This window comes from Aphanizomenon sp. CS-733/32 (assembly GCF_028330045.1).
GTDB lineage: Bacteria > Cyanobacteriota > Cyanobacteriia > Cyanobacteriales > Nostocaceae > Dolichospermum > Dolichospermum gracile.
On sequence record NZ_JAQMSE010000249.1, the window covers coordinates 1 to 22,346 of the forward strand.

Below are 22,346 nucleotides of genomic sequence, written 5' to 3' on the forward strand. Positions count from 1 at the left end.
CCCTAGAGGGTCATAGCAGTCTGGTTAGGTCAGTAGCCTGGAGTGGAGATAGTCTGACCTTGGCTAGTGGTAGTGATGATAAAACGGTGAAACTGTGGGATGTCCAGACTGGGGACTGTGTGCGAACCCTAGAGGGTCATAGCAGTCTGGTTAACTCAGTAGCCTGGAGTGGAGATAGTCTGACCTTGGCTAGTGGTAGTGATGATAAAACGGTGAAACTGTGGGATGTCCAGTCTGGGGAATGTATCGCCACCTTTGACCATAGGTTATATGCAGGGTTGAAGATTCAGGGGGTGAAGGGGTTAAGCCGTGCGGAAATCTTAACTTTGAAGGCGTTGGGGGCTGTAGAATAGGGGGTTTTATATATGTACTTGAATCTCTTACTTTTACTCTTGACTAAATATCTGGTGAAAATTAAATATGTGTGATCTCAAACCAATGTAGAGACGTTCCATGGGTAGGGATTCTCGTCTCTACATTCTTCTTGATCTCAATCTAAATCAAAGATCGTAAATCAAACACTCCAACGCATCTGGATACATTTCGCAATAGGTTTCTAAGGCTGTTTTGCGGTGTTTTGCTTGTTTTTGATGGGCTTTTTCTGCTTGTAATTCTTCGACAATATCCCAAGCTACTGCACAATTAGCGGAATTATTACCATTTTCTGTACAGGTTGTCCGCGCTTCTGTAATGGCTTCAAGAATTGCTGCTTCAATGGGTTTTTTACCATTGATAACTTCGTTTAGGGATACCATGATCATGTTACCTTTGTTGACGAAAATAAAGGTTAATTAGGAATTTTAAGGATTGCTAATGAAGAGAATTACTCATAATTGGTAAACTCTTTTTCAGAGTAACAATTCCAATAATTATTTTTAGTTAATTTATATACTTTTTGATTCTATGATGATATAATCATGGCTTAATTATTCACTAATGAAGTTTTAGCAATGCTAAATTATTAAATAATCCAAATATTTTAGTTATAATTTAAACAGAGTATCTGTAACTTATAATTATGCGTGAATTAGCACTTCAATCTCAATCTTTACGTGAAGCCTGGGAACAAGGGTTACAAGAAGGTTTAACTCAAGTTGCACTCAATATGCTACAAGAAGGTATTGATTTATCTCTAGTAGCTAAACTAACTAATCTACCACTTGAAAAGATTCAAAATTTGCAAGTTAGTAATGTAGATGATTTGGAAATTTTAGTAAAAGATTTTCTTGAGTTAAGTGAATCATCACTCAATAAAGTTTGGCTTGAACCAGAAGAAGACGAAGCTTGGAAGGATTTATAGAATTTATGCTTATGGAAAAATTTGCTAAGAGGTTGTTTGAAAAGTATCAGATGAAACCCATAATCTCCAAAAACCTAACCCCCCTGCCCCCCTTCCCTACCAGGGAATGGGGTTTTCAAAGCCTCTCCCCGCGTCGGGGAGAGGTTTGGAGAGGGGTCAATTTATACATTCAAAACTTTTCAAACACCCTCTTAGATTCAATCTCTCAAAACTCACCAAAAGTACCGCCTAATTCTTGCTGTAAACGATACAAAATAGTATTTTTATCAACTTGTGACAAAATTTCCTGAATGACGGTGTTAGCGCCCAATTGTCCCCAAGTACAGCCTTTTTCTAGATATAACTGGGCGGCTTTACCGACTGTATAAGCACCATAACCGGCAATTCCACCTTGGGCTATCGCACTCCCGAAAAAAGTAGTAATATTAAAGGGATTATCACCACTGGCGATCGCTGCGGCACTTTTACCTAAGCCTAATATAAAACTACTGCCAATTTCACTTAATAATAAACCACCAGAACTAAATAAAATTGTTTTTAATAATTCACTGGCTTCATAGCCAGTCATGGGTAAACCATACAATTTAGCTAATGCCCGAATTAAGGCTAAATCGGTAATTAAACCACCTATTATATCTAAGAAAGCAATAGGATTTAAACCAATGGCTAGGGCTTTATATTGGCTAAACCTCCAAATAATATCTTGTGCTTCTTTTTCGCGGATATGAACGGTTTTTTGGGCGATATTTTCTTCGGATTCTCTAGCTTGAATGAGTGCATTTAAAGCTAAAAGAGATCGTCCTTCTCGATTTAATATATTTAAGATTGTTTGCTTTAATTCATCTACTTGCGGTGGTGGTGTTTCCCATTCAGAGGTGATGCTTCCATCTGGATATTCTACTCTCACTTCCATTGGTGCAGGTTCAGCCGATATCATGACAATTTCATCGGGTAACAATGGCTGATTTTGGGTATTTCCTGCCCCTAATTGTTGAAGATTTTTATAAATTGCATTTTTATCTGTATCGGGATATAAATCAATTTTATTAAATACCAAAATTAAAGGTTTTTGGGCTTGACGTAATTCTAATAATCCCTGATATTCAGTTCTCGTAATATCCCCAGAAACCACGAACAAAATTAAATCAGCTTGACGCGCTACGTCTCGTGCCATTTGCGCCCGTGAATCTCCGGCAATTTCATCTAAACCGGGAGTATCAATTAATTCGACTAATACCTTATCTCCGGGTTTCCAAGGTACAGAACGTGGTGATTGAGTGACACCATTTAGGGGTCCGGTTTGCAGAATTTTTTCTCCCAATAAAGAATTTAATACTGCTGATTTTCCCCGACTGACTAAACCAAAAGCCGCAATTCTGATGACATTGGCATCTAATTTATTGAGTGTGGCATTTAAAGTTTCTATTTCTGGTTTTAGCAACCTTGCTAATTCTGGATTTGCTGCCATTTGTCCCGATTTACGGAGATATCCATACCAAGATAATGCTTGTCTAAGACTAGCACGGGCGCGGTTTAAATGAGTTTCTTGTAGGTTACGATTCATAGGATTCTGGATTCTGTATTTTCAGATACCCGACTTCTTAAAGAAGTCGGGTATCTAATTAAGCTGCTGTTAATGACTTGCCGATAATTTGCGGTTCGGGTATTGGTTGTCCGTCTTCTAAATAAGATGAAATCAGCATTTCTAAAACTTCTTGGGCATTTTTTAAAGCCTCTTCATAAGTGTCTCCATGAGTACAAGGCTGCATAATATCTGTAAAATCTGGTAATGAAACTACATAACATTTATCTTCATTTGACCATTGAATAATAATTGTATATTTCATTCCTTTGATTCCTCCTTTTCTTCTGTTTCTATTTTATTTAATTCGGCTATTGCTTCATTAACTTGCTTCTCTAAATATTGTTTAGCATCACTACCATCTTTACCAGCAATGATAATAGATTTAGATAATTTTGGATGCATCCATTTACTATGACTTCCCTTTGCTGGTTTATATGTAAAACCGGATTGCAGTAATAAATTTTTCAGTTCTCTAATTTTTTTGGGCATATCTAATATAACGTTATTGTCCCAAATATGCTTCTAAAACTTTGGTATTATTTTGAATGCTTGAAAATTATCAATTACACCTTGTCTCAGGACTTATAGCGGTATGCACTTGAGTGAGATAAGTAGGTTGGCGTTGAAAATTGTCGTTATGGCAAGGCAAAAGGCAATACTTCGACTTCGCTCAGTAACCAGAGGCAAGAGGCAAGAGTGAAGAGGGTTTGGGCGATTTTACGTTTCTTTACACAGTTTGGTTTTATTGTGTTCACCTACTTAGAGTCAGCCAATCGCAAAATCTGTAGGGGCGCAGGGTCTGCGCCCTCGATTATATTGCATCCTAGCGATAACCGCTATAGTCTGATTGCAAATTGTGAATAAGTTCACCATCAAAATTACTCTTGCCTAATTCTTACAATTAAGCTGCTGTTAATGACTTGCCGACAATTTGCGGTTCGGGTATTGGTTGTCCGTCTTCTAAATAAGATGAAATCAGCATTTCTAAAACTTCTTGGGCATTTTTTAAAGCCTCTTCATAAGTGTCTCCATGAGTATGACAAAATTCTCCCCATTCAGGAAGACTTACCACAAAGCATTTATCTTCTTCTGACCATTGAATAATGATTGTGTAATGATTATTCATTTTGTGCTTCCTCTTGAGCTTTTTTTATTTCTTCTATTCTTTTGATGGCGTTACTAACATCTTTCTCTTGGTATTCTTTTGCATCTTTTCCGTCTTTACCTGATATAGTAACTCGTCCAGATAATAAAGGATGATACCAGTTAGTATGACTACCTTTTCCAGTCCGACAAGTAAAACCTGATTGCAGTAATAAATTTTTCAGTTCTCTAATTTTTTTGGGCATATCTAATATAATATCATTGTCCTAAATATGCTTCTAAAACTTTGGTATTATTTTGGATTTCTGTGGGACTACCAACGGCTAGATTTTGTCCTTCAGCTAATACCCAAACTCGATCGCATAAGGACATAATTACGTCCATGTTATGTTCAATAATCAAAAATGTCATGCCGTCGTGACGATTCCAGGCTAGAATGCGATCGCATATCTCATCAATTAATCTGGGATTTACGCCAGCAGCAGGTTCATCTAGCAATATTAACTTAGGATTAGTCATCAATGCCCGACCGATTTCTAAAAGTTTCCGCTGTCCCCCAGATAAACCACCGGCATAATCAGCGGCTTTTTTTTCTAAGCCTACAGATTCTAACAAAAACATTGCTCGTTCTTTTAGTTGCTTTTCTTCCTTGGCAACAATCTGGGGTTGAAATTGCACTTGCCAAAAGTTCTCACCGGTTTGTTTTTGCGCCCCCAACAGCATATTCTCTAATACTGATAACTTCGATAAAACCCGGGCAACTTGAAAGGTTCTCACTAATCCCTGTTGGGCAATTTGGTATGGTTGTAATTGATGAATAGGTTCACCATCAAAAATCACTCTACCTTTATCGGGATGAATAAAATTAGAGAGTAAATTAAATAAAGTAGTTTTCCCAGCCCCATTGGGACCAATTAACCCAGTAATGCTACCCTTGATCACTTCAATATTAGCTTCTTGAACTGCTTTAATTCCGCCAAAATTTTTACAAAGTCCAGTTGCAGCTAAAAGAGGTAGTTGGGGTGATTCGATATTATTTACCATTATAATTTTCTTCTCAACTTCATTTTTAGTTTTTTGTTAACTTTTAATTATTACAATGAACTGATGCAGACAAGATACCTAATATTTTTTTGATATCTTTAATATAATATTCACTAAAGTCAATGTAAACTACTTGATCTTGCAGTTTCAAAAATTTCCACATATTCCCTGTTGTTACAATACCATAAATCAAATCCAGATAATGACCCTCCTTTTGATTAAATAGTTGTGCAGCGATCATTTCGGCGATACATTGACCTAATCCAACTTTAATATTTTCATTTTTTGCTTCAACGATAGTGATAATAGGAGAAGTAATAAATAGTTGTTCTGGTGATTTACTAATTATAAAGTCACAAACTCCATTTAAACCCTGTTCTGGATCAACATTAAAATCAACACCTGAGAACAAACTAATTTCTTCGGTAAAAATATTCTTGATTTCAATTAAAACTGGTGCAATAATCATTTCTGAGCGAGCTTTTTCAGTATTAATTGCTAAGGCTAAAGGAACATTGGTTTTGAGAACAGTATCTAAAATTGCACTGGCTTCTCTTTCTGGTGTGTCAGCAAATAAATCTACTTTTTCGTTAATAGTTAATCCAAATTTTCTCACTACTTCCTGTAGCTTAAAATCGCTATAAGCCATTTAATTTACCTCTTAAAAACTGCTGATATTTTTAATCACAAATGACCAATTATTTACCAAGAGTCAGTTCCTCCTTTTTCCCTAAAATACCTTGAGGTCGCCAAATCATCAATACCATTAACAGTAACCCAATAAACATGATCCGAAATGCACCAATCCGTTCTACATCTAGGGGAACAATTTTGGGTAAAAATTCTCTAGTGATGGCATCATAAGTAAAGAAAATAACTGCGCCTAAAATAGTTCCCAGATTGTTACCAGAACCACCTAAAATCACCATAATCCAGGCATCAAAGGTGAGTTGGGGTTGGAAGTTATCGGGGTAAATTGCGCCTAGTTGCCAAGCAAAAAATGCTCCAGCAATCCCCGCGATCGCCCCACCTAACATTAATGATTGGAGTTTATAGGAAAAAACGTTTTTGCCTAATGCTTTGGGAACTTCTTCATCTTCACGAATAGATTTTAGCACCCTTCCCCAAGGCGATCGCACTAAAATTTCTAACCGCCAAAAGACAAAAGCTAAAATTAACAATATGAACAACATTAACCCGGCTTTGGGATTATAATTATAGAGTCCAATCACACCAGAAATATAAATTGCAACAGCTAATAACCCTAAAGCAATTCCGACTATTAACCGAGAGGTAAATTCTTGTTTAAGACTACTATTTCTGACTGGATTATTACTTGCAGAAATTTGAGCAGTTCGCAGCCAACGCCATAGAGAAAATAATGTGATTCCTGTTAATAAAGTTAATACCCCAATCATCATCCAGCGGAAAAACAAATTGGGAGTTGTTGATAATGGGATCACATAACTTTGCACACCGAAAGATCCCGATATCCACGTATTACCTACAGGCAAATCCTGATTATTGACTATTAATCGAATTAATTCACCTGTACCAATGGTGACAATTGAAAGATAATCTTCGCGTAACCGCAAAGTTGCAAAGCCAATTACTAAACCAAGCATGGCAGCAACAATAGACCCAATTCCTGCCGATGGCAGTAACGGTACGCCTTTAAGACTTAATAAAACCGTAGTATACGCACCCAAAGTCATGAAAGCAATATGACCAAAGTTAATTAAACCAGTAAAACCCCATTGGAGATTGAGTCCTAGTCCGAACAGGGCGAAGGTGGCGGTAGAAATGGCGAGAAAAATCAGGTATTCGATCATAATTTAGTTACTTGTCATTTGTCATGTTTGAGTTGTCAGTTATCAGCCGTTAATGTAACGCAATGTAAACTGAAACCCCCCTATATCCGTTATTCTATTAAAAACTGTATAAGACAAAGCAGGGATCGCCAAAAGCATACATTAAACTTGTGTTTGACCAACACTTTATTTGAGATTTCCCTATGGATTCTAGGGTACTTTGGCAACGATACCAGGACTGGTTGTATTTTCATCCAGGATTAGGACTATATCTAGATATTAGTCGAATGAGGTTTGATGATGGGTTTGTGGCATCGTTACAACCTAAATTTGACAAAGCGTTTGCGGATATGGTGGAATTAGAAAAGGGGGCGATCGCCAATCCCGACGAAAACCGCATGGTAGGACATTACTGGTTGCGGAATCCAGACCTAGCGCCCACCCCCGAACTCACCCAAGAAATAGTTCAAGCCTTAGAACAAATCGAAGCTTTTGCCGACCAGGTACACACCGGGGCAATTCATCCCCCCAAGGAATGTCGCTTCACAGATATCATTTCCATTGGTATTGGTGGTTCAGCCTTGGGTCCGCAATTTGTCGCCCAAGCCCTGTCTCCCGACCTACCACCCCTACAAATTCACTTTATAGACAATTCCGACCCCACCGGAATTGATCGGGTTCTTGCCCAACTTGGCGATAAACTAGCCACAACCTTGGTATTAGTCATTTCCAAATCTGGAGGCACACCCGAACCTCGCAACGGCATGATTGAGGTTAAACAAGCCTACACAGATCAAAAATTAGACTTTGCTAAATATGCAGTTGCGATTACCGGACAAGATAGCAACCTGGATAAAGTCGCCAAAGCTGAAAATTGGTTAGCCCGGTTTTCCATGTACGATTGGGTTGGTGGACGTACCTCACAAATGTCCGCTGTCGGGCTAGTACCTGCGGCATTACAGGGCATAGATATCCGTGCCATGCTGTCCGGGGCAAAAGAAATGGATGATGCCACCCGCGTCCCCAATCTCAAAAACAACCCAGCCGCTTTATTAGCCCTTGCTTGGTATTTCTCTGGAAATGGCAAAGGTGAAAAAGATATGGTGGTCCTCCCCTACAAAGACAGTCTGTTGCTATTTAGCCGCTATTTGCAACAACTGATCATGGAATCCTTGGGTAAAGAAAAAGATTTAGATGGGAAAACTGTATTTCAAGGGATTGCAGTTTATGGCAACAAAGGTTCAACTGATCAACACGCTTATGTGCAACAGTTGCGCGAAGGTGTCCCCAATTTCTTTGCCACCTTAATTGAAGTTTTAGAAGATCGTCAAGGAAAATCCGTAGAAGTTGATCCTGGAGTCACTTCTGGTGATTATCTCTGTGGTTTCTTGTTGGGAACTCGGCAAGCATTGTATGAGAATAACCGCGATTCGATTACAGTCAGCATTCCTCAAGTTAATGCTCGCATGGTTGGCGCATTAATTGCATTGTATGAACGGGCTGTGGGTTTATACGCCAGTTTAGTAAATGTCAATGCTTATCATCAACCAGGTGTGGAAGCTGGTAAAAAAGCTGCCGCTGTGATTCTAGATTTACAAAAACGAGTTTTAGAAGTGTTACAAACCCAGAAAAAAGCACTTTCTATTTCTGAACTGGCAGAGATGTCCGGTGCTGTTGAAGAAGTGGAAGCAATTTACAAAATTCTCCGTCATTTACATACCAATAATCGGGGTATAGTATTAACTGGTGATTTTGCTAAACCTGGAAGCTTAACTGTTTCTCTCGGTTAGAAATTTCAGATCCCCGACTTCAATTTAGATCCCCGACTTCTTAAAGAAATCGGGGATCTTGTTTTTTGGTTTTTATTTTCAAATTTTGTGGCTATAAATTATCAAAAATATTAAAACTACCATTAGATAGAGATAAGAAAATAACATATCAGGTAAATATGATAGATACGCCATAGCAGGAGTCAGGAGTCAGCACAAAATTATTAAATCCATTAATTTATCCATCTTTATCTGCGTTGATCTGCGGTTAATTATTCTTGAAATATTATTTTTTCAAAATAATTTTTAATAAAATTAGTAAATCAAGGAGATTAAATCATGTCCAATATTGTAAAAATATCCCCAGAAGATATTATTTATCATCTAAAAATATCCTGTCAAATCCCTAGTTTACTAGAAGCGATCGCCTCCAGAAAAATTATTACAGAAACTGCCCGAAAGGAAGGCATTACCATCGAAATAGCAGAATTACAACAAACCGCAGATAGTTTACGATTAGTTAACAACCTGATTAAAGCAGAAGACACCTGGGAATGGCTACAAAAACATTATCTTACCTTAGATAACTTTGAAGAAATCGCCAACATCAATCTCCTGTCAGCAAAACTAGCTCATCATTTATTTGCCGAGAAAGTTGAACCATTCTTTTATGCTCACCAACTTGATTATAGCGGAGCAGTTACCTATGAAGTAATATTAGATGATGAAGACCTAGCTTTAGAAATATTTTATGCTCTCCAAGAAGGAGAAATTAGTTTTCAAGAAGTAGCTCGTCAATATATCGAAAATCCCGAAATTCGTCGCGCTGGAGGATATCAAGGTATCCGCAAACGTAGTGATTTTAGACCAGAAATTGCTGCCGCAGTTTTTGCGGCTAATCCCCCAGAAATTATTAAACCAGTGATTACACCCAAAGGAGTCCATATCATTATAGTTGAAGAAATTATTGCCCCCGAATTGAATGAAAAAATGCGCGTAGCTATTCTCGGAGATTTATTTACTAATTGGTTAAAAGAGCAAATTAATCAATTAGAAATTGTCGCCATATTAGATGATCAAATAAATTCTTATCCTTCCCCAATAGAAATGTTTAGTGAAGCTAGTTAAAATTGAAAAGAGTTAGATCCCCGACTTCTTTAAGAAGTCGGAGATCTGAGTGAGTATCATCCATCTAAAGTAGTATAAATATCTTTTGAATCGGGATTAAGATAAGGATATTGTAAATTAATTTTGTGCAATGCAAATTGTTCTAAAATAGCTGTTATTCGACTGTTAGGATGATTATTCCCAACTTGCCAAGCAGCAATTAAACCATTAGCAATTATTTGACAACGATTAGTCCCAAAACTTTCTTTATCTCCCAGTTTATTGGTTGGTTCTTCAGCACAACCTAACCCCGGTGCTAATTGCTTGGTAAATAACGGTACTTGTTGAGAGAAACTATCTTGATTTTCTAAATATATCTTTTGTAAAATCGGGTAAATAGTTTTATATTCATGTTTATTGAAATACAGCACTGCTGAATCATAACGTCTATATTGATCAGGATTATATAGAGCTTTAAAAGAGAAAGGAACTTGCATATTATTGAATTCCTTAGTCACATTCTCCATCACTGATACTGCTCCTTCTGGGGATACATTAAAGTAGATTCTGACAATATCTTGATTACCTTGAGTCCCTAGATTAGATACTGCCATATAAAACCCATTTTGGACTAGATTTTTAGGCATTTTAATCGCCACTAAATTACCAACATGAGCCGATTTATCTAGTTCTGATAAATATAAATCCCGCTCAATATGCAAAGTTAAACCATTTTTCTGTACTGCTAAACAATCATCTTCTTCTTCAACTACCAACCAATTATGACTCCAATAACCTCCACCTGTATTACTTGTATGTAGTCTTTCATAAAACGCCAAATCCATACCAAATAGGCTATTATTACTAAGATTATTTATTTGAGTATCAGCACTAGGGGAGTTATCCCAAGAACCATTGTAATAAGCACTATAAAGAAAATTACGCAATTGGATACTCAAATGTTTTGTTTGAATATCTAAGGATAAATTCTTAAACCGAGCGATTACTGATTCTGGCAATTCTAATAATTTGTAAGTTGGATGCTTAATAGCATAAAATGACTCAATTTCCAAATAATCAACAATATTCTTTAGCGCAGTTTGTAATTCTTTTGGAAGTTGAAAAAGTTGACTGTAAACAGAATCTAATACTTGCATATAATCTTTCCTTCTCTAAACAAGAGATAAATTTTTAGCAGTTATTGTTGACAATTCCATTCCCAAAATTGTCGGAATAGATGCTTGAGGACGACATAATAAACTCTTAGCAACTTGGAGAATACAAATACCTGAATTATCAAAAGTTTTTTCATGTTGAAGTCTAGCTTGAATAGCTCTAATTAAAGCTAAACCGCTAAATTGCATGACTAATTGTAAGAAATCTGGACGCAGTTCTAAAATTTCTGGAAAAGTAGTTAAATAAGCTGTAACTAATGTAGATAAAGAAGGTTGAATCATTGATAAGGGAATAGCAGCTAAACGCAAACACTCCTCAATTGGTATAGTTTTACTAGAGACTATGCTATACAACCAAATTTGTAGATAACTAGCGATTATTGTCCCTAAATCATTAGCAGGATCTCCCCAATTACATCTTTCCCAATCAATTAGTCGGATGATATTTTTATTTTCAGGTAATTTATCTTCTATTTCTGTTTCCCAGTTCAAAGATACAAGAATATTATTGAGTTTGAGATCATTATGAGTTAGACAACAGGGAGTAAAAGCCTGATTTAATTGTGCAATTGCTTTTCCTAAATTATCATAACGTTGATAGAGAGCAAAAAACTTTAAACCATCAGCGGGAAGTTGTCCAAATATTTGTGGTGTAATTCTATCTAATCCTTTGGTAATATTTTGAAATTTTAGAGAATTTCCCAAGAAATTTTGGTAGCTTTGGTTGTTTATTGTCAGGCTATGAATGGCTGCAATCGTCGTACCAACTGATTGAGCAATCTCAGGAGAAAAATCCTGATTTTTGGCGTAAAATTCCGCCAAATCTTGATAGTTATTGAGATAATTGAAAACGATAATAGAGTTTTCTAAATCAAAATGAATTACTTCTGATAAAGATGCTCGTAAATGACTTGTTTCTGGAAATTTTTGGCAAAAATCATGAACTTTCCACTCATCTATAAATTCACCTAAAGTTTTGCCATTTCGATCATAACGCTCTTGTTTTACTAAGAGTTGATGACCATCTGATAAACTAATTAATAAATTAAAGTTTTTAGCAGATTTAAGTTCTATTTTACTTAATGACTGCTCTTCTGGCTGACAAATTTTGTTTTCAATCAGGTAGTTGAAAACATTACTAGAACTTATGAGAAATGGCATGATTTCAAATGATAATAATATGTGCAATAAATCCCTATTGTTTAGCGAATTTATAGATTTAGGTAAATGATTGACTTAATAAATGGCAAATTACTTATTTTTTAAATGTCCTTGTTAATAATGAGATAGTATCTATAGCATAGATAGCCAGGAAAAATTCCAACGCCTTCACACCATAATTAAGTATTTGGTGAACATCATTATATTCACCACCAAAGATAGATATAGAATCCATATCATCTAGATTAATAATGAACTTTTTTCCATGAGCATTATGTAGATCAGAAATTGTCACATTAGCCATTTCTTCACTCTACAAAAGTTAAATTTTTATGTCTGCAATATTTATGTACCCCACCAGTTTGAATATCAGATCCAATTTTATTAACTATCCAGGATTATTAGTAACCAATCTGATGTCAATAACATAGATTTGTTGTTACTTTTTCACCCTGGACGGTTGTATATGGCTTTGTAGTCAACTAACTACAAAGCCAAGTAATTAGTAGCCGTAGCCACCAAAGTGGGAATCATTGCTGAAGGATTTAGCGATATACTTAATACTAGCGATCGCATATCCATCAACCAAGTATTCTAGATATTTAACACCAAAGTCACCATAAGCACTAAAACCGCTGAAATCACTACCACCACCGTTTATTGATACAGAAGCTGCATCATTCAAATCATTTAGATAGCTTTCAGAGTCTTGGAATAATTCAGAACCAGTTACATTTAATTGAGAAAGAGTAATACTTGCCATAATTTCCTCCAAGAAAACTTGTCTTTTGTAAATAAAATTCGTGCATCAGTTAAGTTTGTGTTTCCTTAACCGTTACAACTATTTTTATTCATTAAAAATAGAAAAATCAAGGCTTCGAACCTAGTAAAAAAGACACAAATATCTAAATTCGGTCTTTTATAAAGCTTACAAATTGACCAAGGTTTCTAAATATGAAATATAGATTTTATCTCCTGTAGGGTGCGTCAGACCCGATAATTTAATAAAAAACAGATTTCCTTTATCTGACGCACCTTCCTCAATACAGCGTATAAGGTAAATCTTAGCTCCCCTCATCGCTTGCGGGGAGGGGTTGGGGGTGGGGTTCTTGTTCCGGGTTTGATGACATTCTAACCGCCCGTTTTACTACCAAATAAAAAAATCGTGAATCTTCAGGTTATTAAATCTGAAAACACACGAAAATCAGTAACATATTGAATTTTCCCACAACAGATATTAAAAATCAAACTTGGTTCTCAAACTATCTGTTGTATCCTTGAGACTGGTTTTCCACTGTTCCATACTACTGTCTAGTTCCTTTAATAGTGATGCAAGATCAGTTGTATTAGTGGTTATTGGCGGATTTCTTCTGTCTTTTCTCATCGTGTAACCACCTTTAAGAGTCTTCATTTCCCAAGGTGTCAGTTCATCCAGAATCGGTTCTGAAATCCTCAGTTCTAATTCAGAAATTGTGATTTTCACTATTAATACACCTCCTTGAATACTCCATTTGCATGGAATCAGGCTAAAAATTTATCCTGCTCTTATATTTTGGAATAGTATCTGACAAAATAAATGATTTGAAACTAATTTATTAGACGAAAATAAGAGTATTTTGTCTATGAAAACGAAAAAGCAAAGGAAGTTTCCTAAAAGTAACTTCCCTTGCCTTAGATGAATTCAAAACTATCAACCTCTGTCAAAAGGTGGAAATTTTTTTCTAGCTTTAGTAATTAACCAACAAAAGCTAAACGGGGTGCGATCGCAGCAGGACGTTCTACACCTTTGAGGTAAGCAAGAACGGTATCAGCATCAGATACTTCAAAGGGGTCACTACCACAGTTATCTTCAAAACCAGGTTCAATGAACATTTTTTCAATTTCGCCGTTATTCACAACCATTGCATAACGCCAAGAACGCATACCAAAACCGATGTTAGATTTATCAACTAACATTCCCATTTTGCGGCTAAATTCTCCGCTACCATCTGGTAACAAGAAAACATTTTTAGCGCCTTGTTGTTTACCCCATTGGAACATTACAAATGCGTCATTAACTGACAAACAAATGATTTGATCAACACCTTGCGCTTTGAATTCCTCAAATAGTTCTTCATAGCGAGGCAAATGTGTAGAAGAACAGGTAGGAGTGAAAGCACCAGGGAGAGCAAATAATACTACTTTCTTACCAGCAAAAATTTCTTGTGTGGTGACATCTTTCCAAGTGTAAGGATTGGGTCCACCGATAGATTCATCCCGCACACGAGTCTTGAATACTACATTTGGAACGTGAGTAATAGCAGTCATAAATACCTCTTTTTTAGATGGAAGATCTTAACTCGTGTTGCTGCTTTTGCTTAGGGCATTAGTAGCTCATCTTGTAAATCAGAATAATTCTGATTTAGGAATTAGTCAATAGTCATAAATACTTATTTTATAATGTATTTTATAAAAAAGTTTAGTTCCTAAAATGGAAAAGTTATAATAGGAGTTTATATCTTTATATAGCTAAGTAAATTCTATGCAGCAAAAAGCTAATGATATTATCAAAACCCTTAAAAATAGAGGGTTGCGAGTTACACCTCAGAGATTTGGCGTTTATGCCAACCTCTTAGCAAGAGAAGATCACCCGACAGTTGATCAAATTCTGAGAGATTTGAACCAAGAAGCACCCACTTCTTCTCAAGCCACCGTATATGCGGCACTCCAGGCGCTGCGTGAGGCGGGTTTGGTGCGAGAGGTGCTACTAGAACAAGGTGTCTCCCGTTATGATGCTAACATTGCCCCCCATCATCATTTTCGTTGTAACTGCTGTGGTGCTATTGAAGACATCAACTGGAATACTTTCCCGAATATTGATCTGAGTCAACTACGACAGGGGTTGAAAGTAGAACGGTATGAAGTGACAGTTGAGGGAGTATGCGATGCTTGCAGCGCTGATGTTTGATATAATAATTAACTAGAATTGCATAGGAGCAAACAATGTACGACAGCGATAAACGTAAATTATTATCAGCATTGTGTCATGGAGCAATTTTTTTTAGCACCACCATTGTCTCCATTGGTCTACCCATAGCCATACTATTTGTATCAGATGATCCTGTCGTCAAAGACAATGCCAAAGAATCTATCAATTTCCATTTTAACGTTTGGTTATATGGAACAATTCTAGGAACATTGTTTTTTCTGATTGGTTGGTTGATTATACCATTATTCATCCTCTTTCCACTCGCAGGTTTAGGTTATATCCTGCACTGGGGATTGACAATTTGGGCGCTAATTGGTGTTTTTAGTAATCCTGATCAACCTTGTCGTTATCCGTTTATTTTTCGCGTTCTTTAGATCAAATCTGGGAAAATATGGTAATTTAATTAATCATAGACTTTTGATTAAACAACTTACCAAAATTAATTGCATAATTTTTTAAGATTGTTTTTTGCAAATTTGTTATAAGCAAATGTCTATCAAGTTGTAAAATATAAAATTGCCCCACAGCTTCATCAACAGTAGGGCAAAAGACAGTTAAAGCACTGCTTGTAGTTTGTCTGAATAGAGCAAGCTAGAAACCCGCTTTTGTGACGCTTTATTCTGTGTCCATTGCATTCTTTTTTGTTTCATTCAGTGAAAAAACAGTTTGCCTACCGCACACTATTCGCGTTTAAAAAGGAATTTAAACTCCTTTATTTACGAATACAATCCTTCATTCCGTGAAATCATTAAATCCGTCAAATCAGTGATCAAAATTTATGTTTCCTATACATCGCCCTCGTCGTCTGCGTAGCCATACCCAATTACGCCGTATGGTTCGTGAAACCGTTTTAACTACTAACGATTTGATTTATCCATTGTTTGCCGTGCCAGGAGAAGGTATTGCCAAGGAAGTTAAATCTATGCCCGGTGTTTATCAACTTTCAGTAGATAAGATTGTTGAAGAAGCTAAAGAGGTTTATGACTTAGGAATTCCGGCAATTATCTTATTTGGAATTCCGGCAGATAAAGACATAGATGCTACCGGAGCATGGCATGATTGTGGCATTGTTCAAAAAGCAGCAACCGCAGTTAAAAATGCCGTTCCTGATTTAATTGTCATGGCTGATACTTGTTTATGTGAATATACAAGTCATGGACATTGTGGTTATTTACAAGTTGGTGATTTAACTGGACGGGTTTTAAATGACCCAACTTTAGAATTATTAAAGAAAACCGCAGTTTCCCAAGCTCAAGCCGGTGCAGATATTATCGCACCTTCAGGGATGATGGATGGTTTTGTGCAAGCAATTCGCGCCGGTTTGGATGAAGCCGGATTTGAAGATATCCCCATTATGTCTTATGCTGCTAAATATGCTTCGGCTTATTATGGTCCTTTTAGAGATGCAGCGGACTCAACACCACAATTCGGGGATAGACGCACTTACCAAATGGACCCAGGTAACGCTAGGGAAGCACTGAAAGAAATTGAGTTAGATATTGCTGAAGGTGCTGATATGCTGATGGTTAAACCAGCTTTGGCATATATGGATATTATCTGGCGCGTTAAGGAAGCTAGTAATTTACCTGTGGCGGCTTACAATGTTTCCGGTGAATATGCAATGGTGAAGGCTGCGGCTTTAAATGGTTGGATTGATGAGCAGCGTGTTGTTATGGAAACCTTGACTGGTTTTAAACGGGCTGGTGCTGATTTGATTTTGACTTACCACGCTAAGGATGCGGCTCGGTGGTTGTAAGTTAGAATATTATCTCACGCAGAGGCGCAGAGGCGCGGAGAGGGTTTTTGTGTTTAGGCGTGAGATTTTTGGTATTTTGGATAAAGTACAAGATAATTTTTTATGTCTTATGCAATATTCAATTGAACAAATTCCCGTCAACTTCAATAAAATGATTCAGGAAGTTCAACAAAGTGAACAAATCGAAATTAGCCAAGCAGGTAAACAAATTGCAGTGATTATTTCTATCGCTGAATGCTACATTAAATTATTACAAACTTTCCCTCCTAGACCTATCAAATCTGATGAGGAACTGCTTGCTACTCAAAATGTAATTGATTCTCTGTTAGACCATACTCCATTAACACCAGATGAGCAAGACTATCTTGATTTACTTGGTACTTTAGTTTACGAATACGAGCAAACAAAAGAACCTGTTCCTGATATTTATGGAATAGAATTACTCAAAGCTCTTATGGAAGAATATGGCTTTCATCAAAAAGATTTGATTCCTGTGTTTAAGACAGAATCTATGGTGTCAGATATCTTAACAGAAAAAAGCCAACTCACTGTCAGTCAAATCCAAGAGTTAGCAGAGTTTTTTCATCTTTCACCTGCTGTTTTTCTACCGCTACCTACGCAAAATTCATCAAATTAAACTGTGTTAATAATTACATTTTTTTGTGAGTTCTGCCGTGTGTAACAGCTTATTCACATTGAAACTGGTAATGGGTAATCGTCTCTTTTTTGCTTCTTTGACAAAAGTAATATAAAATGCCCTGTGTTACCAGTATGGTTCACTAGCATCAGAAATTTTTGAGCTAGAGAACATTAGTCCATTGGCCAGGTGCAAGATAAAATACTATGAATCCCATTAATTTAAGTTGGAGTAAGCTGGTTGTTGCAGCCGTTTCTGTTGTAGCATTATCGCCAATATTTTCTGCATTAGCAGTATCAAGACTTTCTTCCCCTGTTGCATCAAAATTAGGTGATTCTCCACAAAGGCAACTTTTAGTAAGTCAATCTGAAGGTGAAGCAATTGATATTCCCGTGAATACGAGTTTTTCACCAGAAAAGAAATCAGCTTTTACGCTTTATATATGGCAACCTGGGGGGACAATCAAAGAAGTAATTGCCCGGATTTCTATTAAGAGTAAATATGGTAATAAATATCGGCAAGAAAGGTTTTTAGGTGACTATAAATATAAAATTAAGCAAAAGGCTAAGTTTGTTAAAGGGTTTAAATTAGGCGATCGCATTGTTATCCGCTTATATGACACTAATAATCGCTTTATTGGTTACAGTGAATTTGTGTGTTTGCCGGAAAATACTGCTGTTAACTTGATTCTATCAGCTAATCCCACAGAAAACAAAGTAGTTCGCACCTTTTATGGTTTTGATGTCAATAATGATAGCATTGTTGATAATACCAATGCCTACGATTATTTCACGGAAGTTAATAACCAAAAAGTTACTTTCTTGAATAGTTCGGAAAAGATTAATATTGTTCAATATCAAGCCGCAGGATTTGCCAAAGTTGCCACCACTGGCGCTTATCCTACCTCCTTTAGCGAAGGTGATTTTGCTGTAGTGGGTAAATCTATAAATGCCTTTGATTCTACCTTAGCAAAAGCCTTAATAGCTAATCCTGGTAGTTTAGTCAAGTTGACTCCAATTAGTGCCAACTCCACTTTTGAACTTGGCAAATTATTAAGTGAATATCGCCAAATAGGTGTAGCAAAAGGTATTCAAGTCTCATTTTCTGATATTTCCAAAAACTATTGGGCGAGGGAATATATTTCCGAATTAGCCGCAATGGAAGTAATTGGTGGATTTCCTGATGGTACTTTTCGTCCCAATGCACCAGTAACTCGTGCCGAATTAGCCGCCCTTTTACAAAAAGTTTTTATTAAAACTAAAGTTCGAGAAGCAATTAATTTTAAAGATGTTCCTAAGCAATATTGGGCTTATAATGCTATTCGGGAAACTTACGAAATGGGCTTTTTTACTATTCTCAACAGCAAAAACTTTAACCCCACACAAAAGCTGAATCGTCTAGATGTTTTAATAACTTTAGCCAAAGGATTGAATTATAAATTTACAGGTTCAACGGAAAATATCCTTTCAGTTTATAGTGATGCTTCTAGTATTAGAAGTGAACATCGTAATTTTATCGCTGCTTTAACAGAAAATAATGTAATTATTAATTATCCCAATAAAAAATTGCTAAATTCTAAAAAAGTTGCCACTAGAGCCGATGTTTGTGCTTTATTGTATCAGGCAATGGTGAGCGCTGGGGAAGTGGCAGATTTACCTGGAAAATAAAGCAATATGATTGAGGAAACCCAACTTAGGGCGGGGAAACCCCGCCCCTACACACCTGAACATTACGGATAGAATTTAAGGATGCGTTCATTCTGGGTATAATTACAAGTAAACGTAATTTTACAAGGTTGTGGAATATGGTGATCACAAAAAATAAACAAGTCCCAGTACAGAAATCCGTAATTAAGAGCAAACCGACTGTAGTATTCCCAAGTATTTTGCAGAAAACGCTGCTGGAAGAACTGCGTTGCGGTTATGGAAGTTGCTCCTATAGTGGCTGTTATTGTCAAAAATATGAAGGTAATGCCAGCACTTGTCAGAATTCAGGTTGTGGACGCAGCTATGATCAACACTGGTAATACTTCACCTTGATCACCACACAGGTTACAAATTTTATGCCTATCATCAGAGATTATTGTGCCGGCATGGATGTGGCTATGGGCTACAATCCCCTCACAGGTGAGATATACGATACCTATGTGGATTATGGAGACTTAGTTCCCGCTGGTGGGCAGACTGGACAAACAGCCGATTTGTTATTCAAACGAGTCACATCTAGCGCTGAACTGAGTAGCGTCTTAGGAACTGATTTTGAGGCAAATCTGAACGCTTCCTGGTTTCAGGGCAGTGGTTCTTTGAAAGCTAAAGCTGTGAGTGATTTTAACCAAAAATCTAACGAATATTCTACCTTTTCCGTGCTGTATGTCAAAGTCCGTGACATTGAGAAAAACCTGAAAATTGTTGATCTGAGTGACAGAATAATTAAGTTTATCAATCAAAATGGAATAGATGAATTTTATCGGCGGGCGGGTTATGAATATATCTCTGGAATAATTACAGGTGGTGAATTTGTTAGTACCATTGAGATTATTTCTAGTGATAGGGAAACTAAGGAAAAAATTGATGCGGAACTGAGCGCCCAAATTTCCTATAGCAGTGTTACTTCTATTGATGCTAAAGCTGAAATAAAGTCTAGATTTGCCAATCTAGCAAAATATAGCAATGTGCAAATTGAAGCTCGTTGTTATCGCACAGGTGGTGCTGGGGCGCTGGTGACAACTCCCGCAGATGCTCTAGAATATGCAATCAATTTTCCAGATTCGGTGAGAAAATCGGCGAGTATTTTGCAGGTACTTTGCAAACCCTATCACGATTTGCTATCCTTTCCTACGGCAATGCAAGCGATCGATATGATGACTTTGCAAAAGCGAACACGGGTATTGCAAGGTCTTTGGGAGCGCTCTCAGCAGATTGCTAAACAAATTGCTGATGTAGAATATATTCTTTTAAATCCCCAGCAATTTGCTCAGGTAAATGAGGCTGTTTTGAGAACAGGAAAAGCCCAGTTAGAACATCAGTTAGAAGCTGTTAATGATCAAGCAATCCAGTTTGCTAAAAACTCCATAAAATCAGTTAATGTTCTTGACTTTCCCCCCATTCCTCTGGCTTTACCAATGCGTGGAGTAGAACTCAAGTCAGCAGTAGGACAGGATTATACTAAATTACAAGATTTACTCTTTGCAAAGAACTGGAAAGAAGCGGATGCAGAAACACGACGAGTCATGTTAGCAGTAGCTGAAAGCGAAAATGATAACTGGTTGAGTATAGAAGAGATTGATAAATTTCCTTGTGAAGACCTGCGGACTATAGACCAATTATGGGTGAAATACAGCAATAGCCGCTTTGGGTTCTCTGTACAGAAGCGGATTTATCAAAGATTAGGTGGAACTAGAGAATATAATGATAGAATATGGGAAGCTTTCTGTGAGGAGGTGGGATGGAAAAAACGGGGAGAATGGGTTAAGGATGCTCCCTTATGGTCAGTTAGAGAATCACCGAGTGCCCATCTTCCACATTCAGTTATATTATGGAATGGTGTAGAAGCTTGTGGGGTTCTTCTCTCGCGTAGAGACTTTTAAAGTCTAACATATAAGGCTTACAGAAAGTTATTAAGAATTATAACCAGGTGATTTTCCACAAAGTATTGGGGTCTATGGGTTTATGATACCTGACACCCCTTAAAAAATTTAAAAATGTAGGACAACACAAGTTGAATTACAAACAAATACTAAACGAGAAAATCCATATCCTGTTCATCCTTAAATCCTGGATATCCTGATTCAGACAAAATATCCCTGACTTCTAAGATAATAAATGTGATAAATGAGAAGTCAGAGATTCAGACAATTTAACCTTTAACACAAAGCACTTGTTTCAAAGTGGCCACAATTTCCACCAAATCAGATTGGTTTTCCATTACCTGTTCAATGGGTTTATAAGCAGCAGGAATTTCATCTAAAACTCCCGTATCCTTACGACATTCTACACCTTTTGTTTGCTCGATTAAATCATCAAGGGTATAGACATTTTTAGCTTTACTTCTTGACATTAACCGCCCTGCACCATGGGAACAAGAGCAAAAACTATGGGCATTTCCTTTACCTTTGACAATGAAAGATTTTGCTCCCATTGAACCAGGAATAATGCCATAATCTTCAGTTTGAGCGCGAACTGCACCTTTACGAGTGACATACACATCTTCACCATTACTGCTTATAGCTGAATGCTGGTATCAAAAATTAAATCAAGGTGATAACCGCTCGATTTTCCAGCCGCCATCATCTACACGAGTATATAACAGGCGGTCATGCAAACGACTCGATCTTCCTTGCCAGAACTCAATTTTTTGGGGAATCACGCGAAAACCACCCCAATGGGGAGGACGAGGAACTTCCTGATTTTCATATTTGCGCTGAAATTCTTGTAACTGTAACTCTAAGATTTCTCTGTTCGCAATTATTTCGCTTTGATTAGAAGCCCAAGCACCCAACCGACTATATGCAGGACGGATTTCAAAATAGCTATCAGATTCTGCGGCGGAAATTTTTTCCACAGTTCCCACAATTCTGACTTGGCGTTCTAACTCCGCCCACCAAAAAACCAAAGCAGCATGGGGGTTTACTGTCAATTCCTGTCCTTTTTGGCTATTGTAATTAGTAAATAAGACAAACCCCCGTTCATCAAAATCTTTGAGTAGTACCATTCTCGCTGAAGGCTGACCATCGGATGTACAAGTGGCCAAAGTCATAGCATTAGGTTCAGGTAGCTGGGCTGCTAGGGACTGACTGAACCAAGTTTTAAATTGTATAAATGGATTCGGATCAATTTGATTCTCATTCAAATCTTGTAATGTGTAATCCTTGCGAAGATCAGCTATGTTAGTATCCATTTTTGTTATTTCCTCAAATTTAGATCAGCTAAA

Annotated in this window: 27 protein-coding genes and 1 pseudogene; 11 read left to right on the forward strand and 17 right to left on the reverse strand. The window is 37.0% G+C overall.

What is annotated here, in order from left to right; genetic code table 11:
- A partial coding sequence (locus PN471_RS22060; RefSeq protein ID WP_271778658.1) for a hypothetical protein occupies positions 1 to 353 on the forward strand: 353 nt, incomplete at its 5' end.
- Positions 354 to 500: 147 nt separating this feature from the next.
- Here PN471_RS22060 and PN471_RS22065 read toward each other — a convergent pair.
- Positions 501 to 761, reverse strand: a complete 261-nt coding sequence (locus PN471_RS22065) for a Calvin cycle protein CP12 (RefSeq protein WP_168465661.1) — start codon at positions 759 to 761, stop codon at positions 501 to 503.
- A 257-nt stretch (positions 762 to 1,018) separates the two neighbouring features.
- Here PN471_RS22065 and PN471_RS22070 point away from each other — a divergent pair, with 257 nt between their 5' ends.
- Positions 1,019 to 1,300, forward strand: a complete 282-nt coding sequence (locus PN471_RS22070) for a hypothetical protein (protein WP_027402973.1) — start codon at positions 1,019 to 1,021, stop codon at positions 1,298 to 1,300.
- A 205-nt stretch (positions 1,301 to 1,505) separates the two neighbouring features.
- On the opposite strand, the gene PN471_RS22075 is transcribed toward PN471_RS22070, so the two are convergent.
- The 8 genes from PN471_RS22075 to PN471_RS22110 form a co-directional block, all read right to left on the reverse strand.
- On the reverse strand, positions 1,506 to 2,864 hold the full coding sequence (locus PN471_RS22075) for a GTP-binding protein (protein ID WP_271778659.1): 1,359 nt from the start codon (positions 2,862 to 2,864) through the stop codon (positions 1,506 to 1,508).
- 58 nt (positions 2,865 to 2,922) lie between these two features.
- Positions 2,923 to 3,147 carry a type II toxin-antitoxin system HicB family antitoxin gene (locus PN471_RS22080; RefSeq protein ID WP_271778660.1) on the reverse strand — a complete coding sequence of 75 codons (225 nt, stop codon included), beginning with the start codon at positions 3,145 to 3,147 and terminating at the stop codon, positions 2,923 to 2,925.
- Entirely contained in the window at positions 3,144 to 3,374 is a 231-nt protein-coding gene (locus PN471_RS22085) for a type II toxin-antitoxin system HicA family toxin (RefSeq protein ID WP_271778661.1), read from the reverse strand. The genes PN471_RS22080 and PN471_RS22085 overlap by 4 nt, the downstream gene beginning before the upstream one ends.
- Before the next feature lie 412 nt (positions 3,375 to 3,786).
- Entirely contained in the window at positions 3,787 to 4,011 is a 225-nt protein-coding gene (locus PN471_RS22090) for a type II toxin-antitoxin system HicB family antitoxin (protein ID WP_168503418.1), read from the reverse strand.
- Positions 4,004 to 4,234 carry a type II toxin-antitoxin system HicA family toxin gene (locus PN471_RS22095; RefSeq protein WP_148763401.1) on the reverse strand — a complete coding sequence of 77 codons (231 nt, stop codon included), beginning with the start codon at positions 4,232 to 4,234 and terminating at the stop codon, positions 4,004 to 4,006. The genes PN471_RS22090 and PN471_RS22095 overlap by 8 nt, the downstream gene beginning before the upstream one ends.
- Before the next feature lie 13 nt (positions 4,235 to 4,247).
- Entirely contained in the window at positions 4,248 to 5,033 is a 786-nt protein-coding gene (locus tag PN471_RS22100; RefSeq protein ID WP_193896274.1) for an ABC transporter ATP-binding protein, read from the reverse strand.
- Between the two features lie 43 nt (positions 5,034 to 5,076).
- Positions 5,077 to 5,682 (reverse strand): hypothetical protein, encoded by a 606-nt coding sequence (locus PN471_RS22105; RefSeq protein WP_193896276.1) that lies wholly within the window; start codon positions 5,680 to 5,682, stop codon positions 5,077 to 5,079.
- 49 nt (positions 5,683 to 5,731) lie between these two features.
- A complete protein-coding gene (locus PN471_RS22110; RefSeq protein WP_271778662.1) occupies positions 5,732 to 6,865 on the reverse strand; it encodes a branched-chain amino acid ABC transporter permease in 1,134 nt (377 codons plus the stop codon).
- 182 nt (positions 6,866 to 7,047) lie between these two features.
- Here PN471_RS22110 and PN471_RS22115 point away from each other — a divergent pair, with 182 nt between their 5' ends.
- Positions 7,048 to 8,634, forward strand: coding sequence for a glucose-6-phosphate isomerase (locus tag PN471_RS22115; RefSeq protein WP_271778663.1), 1,587 nt, complete (start codon positions 7,048 to 7,050; stop codon positions 8,632 to 8,634).
- 318 nt (positions 8,635 to 8,952) lie between these two features.
- A complete protein-coding gene (locus PN471_RS22120) occupies positions 8,953 to 9,741 on the forward strand; it encodes a peptidylprolyl isomerase (protein WP_271778664.1) in 789 nt (262 codons plus the stop codon).
- A 56-nt stretch (positions 9,742 to 9,797) separates the two neighbouring features.
- Here the strand turns inward: PN471_RS22120 and PN471_RS22125 are convergent, their stop codons facing one another.
- The 6 genes from PN471_RS22125 to PN471_RS22150 all read right to left on the reverse strand — a co-directional run bounded on the left by PN471_RS22125 (position 9,798) and on the right by PN471_RS22150 (position 14,363).
- Complete coding sequence (locus tag PN471_RS22125) at positions 9,798 to 10,877, reverse strand: T3SS effector HopA1 family protein (protein WP_271778665.1); 1,080 nt, start codon at positions 10,875 to 10,877, stop codon at positions 9,798 to 9,800.
- A gap of 15 nt (positions 10,878 to 10,892) precedes the next feature.
- On the reverse strand, positions 10,893 to 12,056 hold the full coding sequence (locus PN471_RS22130; protein WP_271778666.1) for an aminoglycoside phosphotransferase family protein: 1,164 nt from the start codon (positions 12,054 to 12,056) through the stop codon (positions 10,893 to 10,895).
- A 94-nt stretch (positions 12,057 to 12,150) separates the two neighbouring features.
- A complete protein-coding gene (locus tag PN471_RS22135; RefSeq protein WP_193896288.1) occupies positions 12,151 to 12,360 on the reverse strand; it encodes a hypothetical protein in 210 nt (69 codons plus the stop codon).
- 198 nt (positions 12,361 to 12,558) lie between these two features.
- On the reverse strand, positions 12,559 to 12,819 hold the full coding sequence (locus PN471_RS22140) for a hypothetical protein (protein ID WP_193896290.1): 261 nt from the start codon (positions 12,817 to 12,819) through the stop codon (positions 12,559 to 12,561).
- A 474-nt stretch (positions 12,820 to 13,293) separates the two neighbouring features.
- Complete coding sequence (locus tag PN471_RS22145) at positions 13,294 to 13,539, reverse strand: hypothetical protein (RefSeq protein WP_271778667.1); 246 nt, start codon at positions 13,537 to 13,539, stop codon at positions 13,294 to 13,296.
- A 251-nt stretch (positions 13,540 to 13,790) separates the two neighbouring features.
- Positions 13,791 to 14,363, reverse strand: coding sequence for a peroxiredoxin (locus PN471_RS22150; protein WP_096664884.1), 573 nt, complete (start codon positions 14,361 to 14,363; stop codon positions 13,791 to 13,793).
- A gap of 214 nt (positions 14,364 to 14,577) precedes the next feature.
- Between PN471_RS22150 and PN471_RS22155 the strand changes: the two genes are divergently transcribed.
- From PN471_RS22155 to PN471_RS22185, 7 genes are all read left to right on the forward strand, one after another.
- A complete protein-coding gene (locus PN471_RS22155) occupies positions 14,578 to 15,003 on the forward strand; it encodes a Fur family transcriptional regulator (protein ID WP_193896296.1) in 426 nt (141 codons plus the stop codon).
- 35 nt (positions 15,004 to 15,038) lie between these two features.
- Positions 15,039 to 15,398, forward strand: a complete 360-nt coding sequence (locus PN471_RS22160) for a DUF4870 domain-containing protein (protein ID WP_193896298.1) — start codon at positions 15,039 to 15,041, stop codon at positions 15,396 to 15,398.
- A gap of 404 nt (positions 15,399 to 15,802) precedes the next feature.
- A complete protein-coding gene (gene hemB / locus PN471_RS22165) occupies positions 15,803 to 16,780 on the forward strand; it encodes a porphobilinogen synthase (protein ID WP_193896300.1) in 978 nt (325 codons plus the stop codon).
- A gap of 109 nt (positions 16,781 to 16,889) precedes the next feature.
- A complete protein-coding gene (locus PN471_RS22170) occupies positions 16,890 to 17,417 on the forward strand; it encodes a type II toxin-antitoxin system prevent-host-death family antitoxin (protein WP_271778668.1) in 528 nt (175 codons plus the stop codon).
- A 206-nt stretch (positions 17,418 to 17,623) separates the two neighbouring features.
- Complete coding sequence (locus PN471_RS22175; protein ID WP_271778669.1) at positions 17,624 to 19,084, forward strand: S-layer homology domain-containing protein; 1,461 nt, start codon at positions 17,624 to 17,626, stop codon at positions 19,082 to 19,084.
- A gap of 137 nt (positions 19,085 to 19,221) precedes the next feature.
- Entirely contained in the window at positions 19,222 to 19,443 is a 222-nt protein-coding gene (locus PN471_RS22180) for a hypothetical protein (protein WP_271778670.1), read from the forward strand.
- A gap of 36 nt (positions 19,444 to 19,479) precedes the next feature.
- Positions 19,480 to 21,003, forward strand: coding sequence for a GUN4 domain-containing protein (locus PN471_RS22185; RefSeq protein WP_271778671.1), 1,524 nt, complete (start codon positions 19,480 to 19,482; stop codon positions 21,001 to 21,003).
- 269 nt (positions 21,004 to 21,272) lie between these two features.
- Here PN471_RS22185 and PN471_RS22190 read toward each other — a convergent pair.
- Both PN471_RS22190 and pdxH read right to left on the reverse strand, forming a co-directional pair.
- Positions 21,273 to 21,629, reverse strand: a pseudogene (locus PN471_RS22190) (RtcB family protein); the annotation flags it as partial.
- A gap of 39 nt (positions 21,630 to 21,668) precedes the next feature.
- Positions 21,669 to 22,313 (reverse strand): pyridoxamine 5'-phosphate oxidase, encoded by a 645-nt coding sequence (pdxH, locus tag PN471_RS22195; RefSeq protein WP_271778672.1) that lies wholly within the window; start codon positions 22,311 to 22,313, stop codon positions 21,669 to 21,671.
- Positions 22,314 to 22,346 lie beyond the last annotated feature (33 nt).

Coding starts and splice junctions, on each gene's coding strand:
- PN471_RS22095 (WP_148763401.1), bottom strand. CDS start 4,234: ATGCCCAAAAAAATTAGAGAACTGAAAAATTTATTACTGCAATCAGGT.
- PN471_RS22120 (WP_271778664.1), top strand. CDS start 8,953: ATGTCCAATATTGTAAAAATATCCCCAGAAGATATTATTTATCATCTA.
- PN471_RS22170 (WP_271778668.1), top strand. CDS start 16,890: ATGCAATATTCAATTGAACAAATTCCCGTCAACTTCAATAAAATGATT.
- PN471_RS22135 (WP_193896288.1), bottom strand. CDS start 12,360: ATGGCTAATGTGACAATTTCTGATCTACATAATGCTCATGGAAAAAAG.
- PN471_RS22155 (WP_193896296.1), top strand. CDS start 14,578: ATGCAGCAAAAAGCTAATGATATTATCAAAACCCTTAAAAATAGAGGG.
- PN471_RS22075 (WP_271778659.1), bottom strand. CDS start 2,864: ATGAATCGTAACCTACAAGAAACTCATTTAAACCGCGCCCGTGCTAGT.
- PN471_RS22185 (WP_271778671.1), top strand. CDS start 19,480: ATGCCTATCATCAGAGATTATTGTGCCGGCATGGATGTGGCTATGGGC.
- PN471_RS22065 (WP_168465661.1), bottom strand. CDS start 761: ATGATCATGGTATCCCTAAACGAAGTTATCAATGGTAAAAAACCCATT.
- PN471_RS22160 (WP_193896298.1), top strand. CDS start 15,039: ATGTACGACAGCGATAAACGTAAATTATTATCAGCATTGTGTCATGGA.
- PN471_RS22105 (WP_193896276.1), bottom strand. CDS start 5,682: ATGGCTTATAGCGATTTTAAGCTACAGGAAGTAGTGAGAAAATTTGGA.
- PN471_RS22085 (WP_271778661.1), bottom strand. CDS start 3,374: ATGCCCAAAAAAATTAGAGAACTGAAAAATTTATTACTGCAATCCGGT.
- PN471_RS22090 (WP_168503418.1), bottom strand. CDS start 4,011: ATGAATAATCATTACACAATCATTATTCAATGGTCAGAAGAAGATAAA.
- PN471_RS22130 (WP_271778666.1), bottom strand. CDS start 12,056: ATGCCATTTCTCATAAGTTCTAGTAATGTTTTCAACTACCTGATTGAA.
- PN471_RS22115 (WP_271778663.1), top strand. CDS start 7,048: ATGGATTCTAGGGTACTTTGGCAACGATACCAGGACTGGTTGTATTTT.
- PN471_RS22080 (WP_271778660.1), bottom strand. CDS start 3,147: ATGAAATATACAATTATTATTCAATGGTCAAATGAAGATAAATGTTAT.
- PN471_RS22100 (WP_193896274.1), bottom strand. CDS start 5,033: ATGGTAAATAATATCGAATCACCCCAACTACCTCTTTTAGCTGCAACT.
- PN471_RS22070 (WP_027402973.1), top strand. CDS start 1,019: ATGCGTGAATTAGCACTTCAATCTCAATCTTTACGTGAAGCCTGGGAA.
- PN471_RS22175 (WP_271778669.1), top strand. CDS start 17,624: ATGAATCCCATTAATTTAAGTTGGAGTAAGCTGGTTGTTGCAGCCGTT.
- PN471_RS22125 (WP_271778665.1), bottom strand. CDS start 10,877: ATGCAAGTATTAGATTCTGTTTACAGTCAACTTTTTCAACTTCCAAAA.
- PN471_RS22110 (WP_271778662.1), bottom strand. CDS start 6,865: ATGATCGAATACCTGATTTTTCTCGCCATTTCTACCGCCACCTTCGCC.
- pdxH (WP_271778672.1), bottom strand. CDS start 22,313: ATGGATACTAACATAGCTGATCTTCGCAAGGATTACACATTACAAGAT.
- hemB (WP_193896300.1), top strand. CDS start 15,803: ATGTTTCCTATACATCGCCCTCGTCGTCTGCGTAGCCATACCCAATTA.
- PN471_RS22180 (WP_271778670.1), top strand. CDS start 19,222: ATGGTGATCACAAAAAATAAACAAGTCCCAGTACAGAAATCCGTAATT.
- PN471_RS22150 (WP_096664884.1), bottom strand. CDS start 14,363: ATGACTGCTATTACTCACGTTCCAAATGTAGTATTCAAGACTCGTGTG.
- PN471_RS22140 (WP_193896290.1), bottom strand. CDS start 12,819: ATGGCAAGTATTACTCTTTCTCAATTAAATGTAACTGGTTCTGAATTA.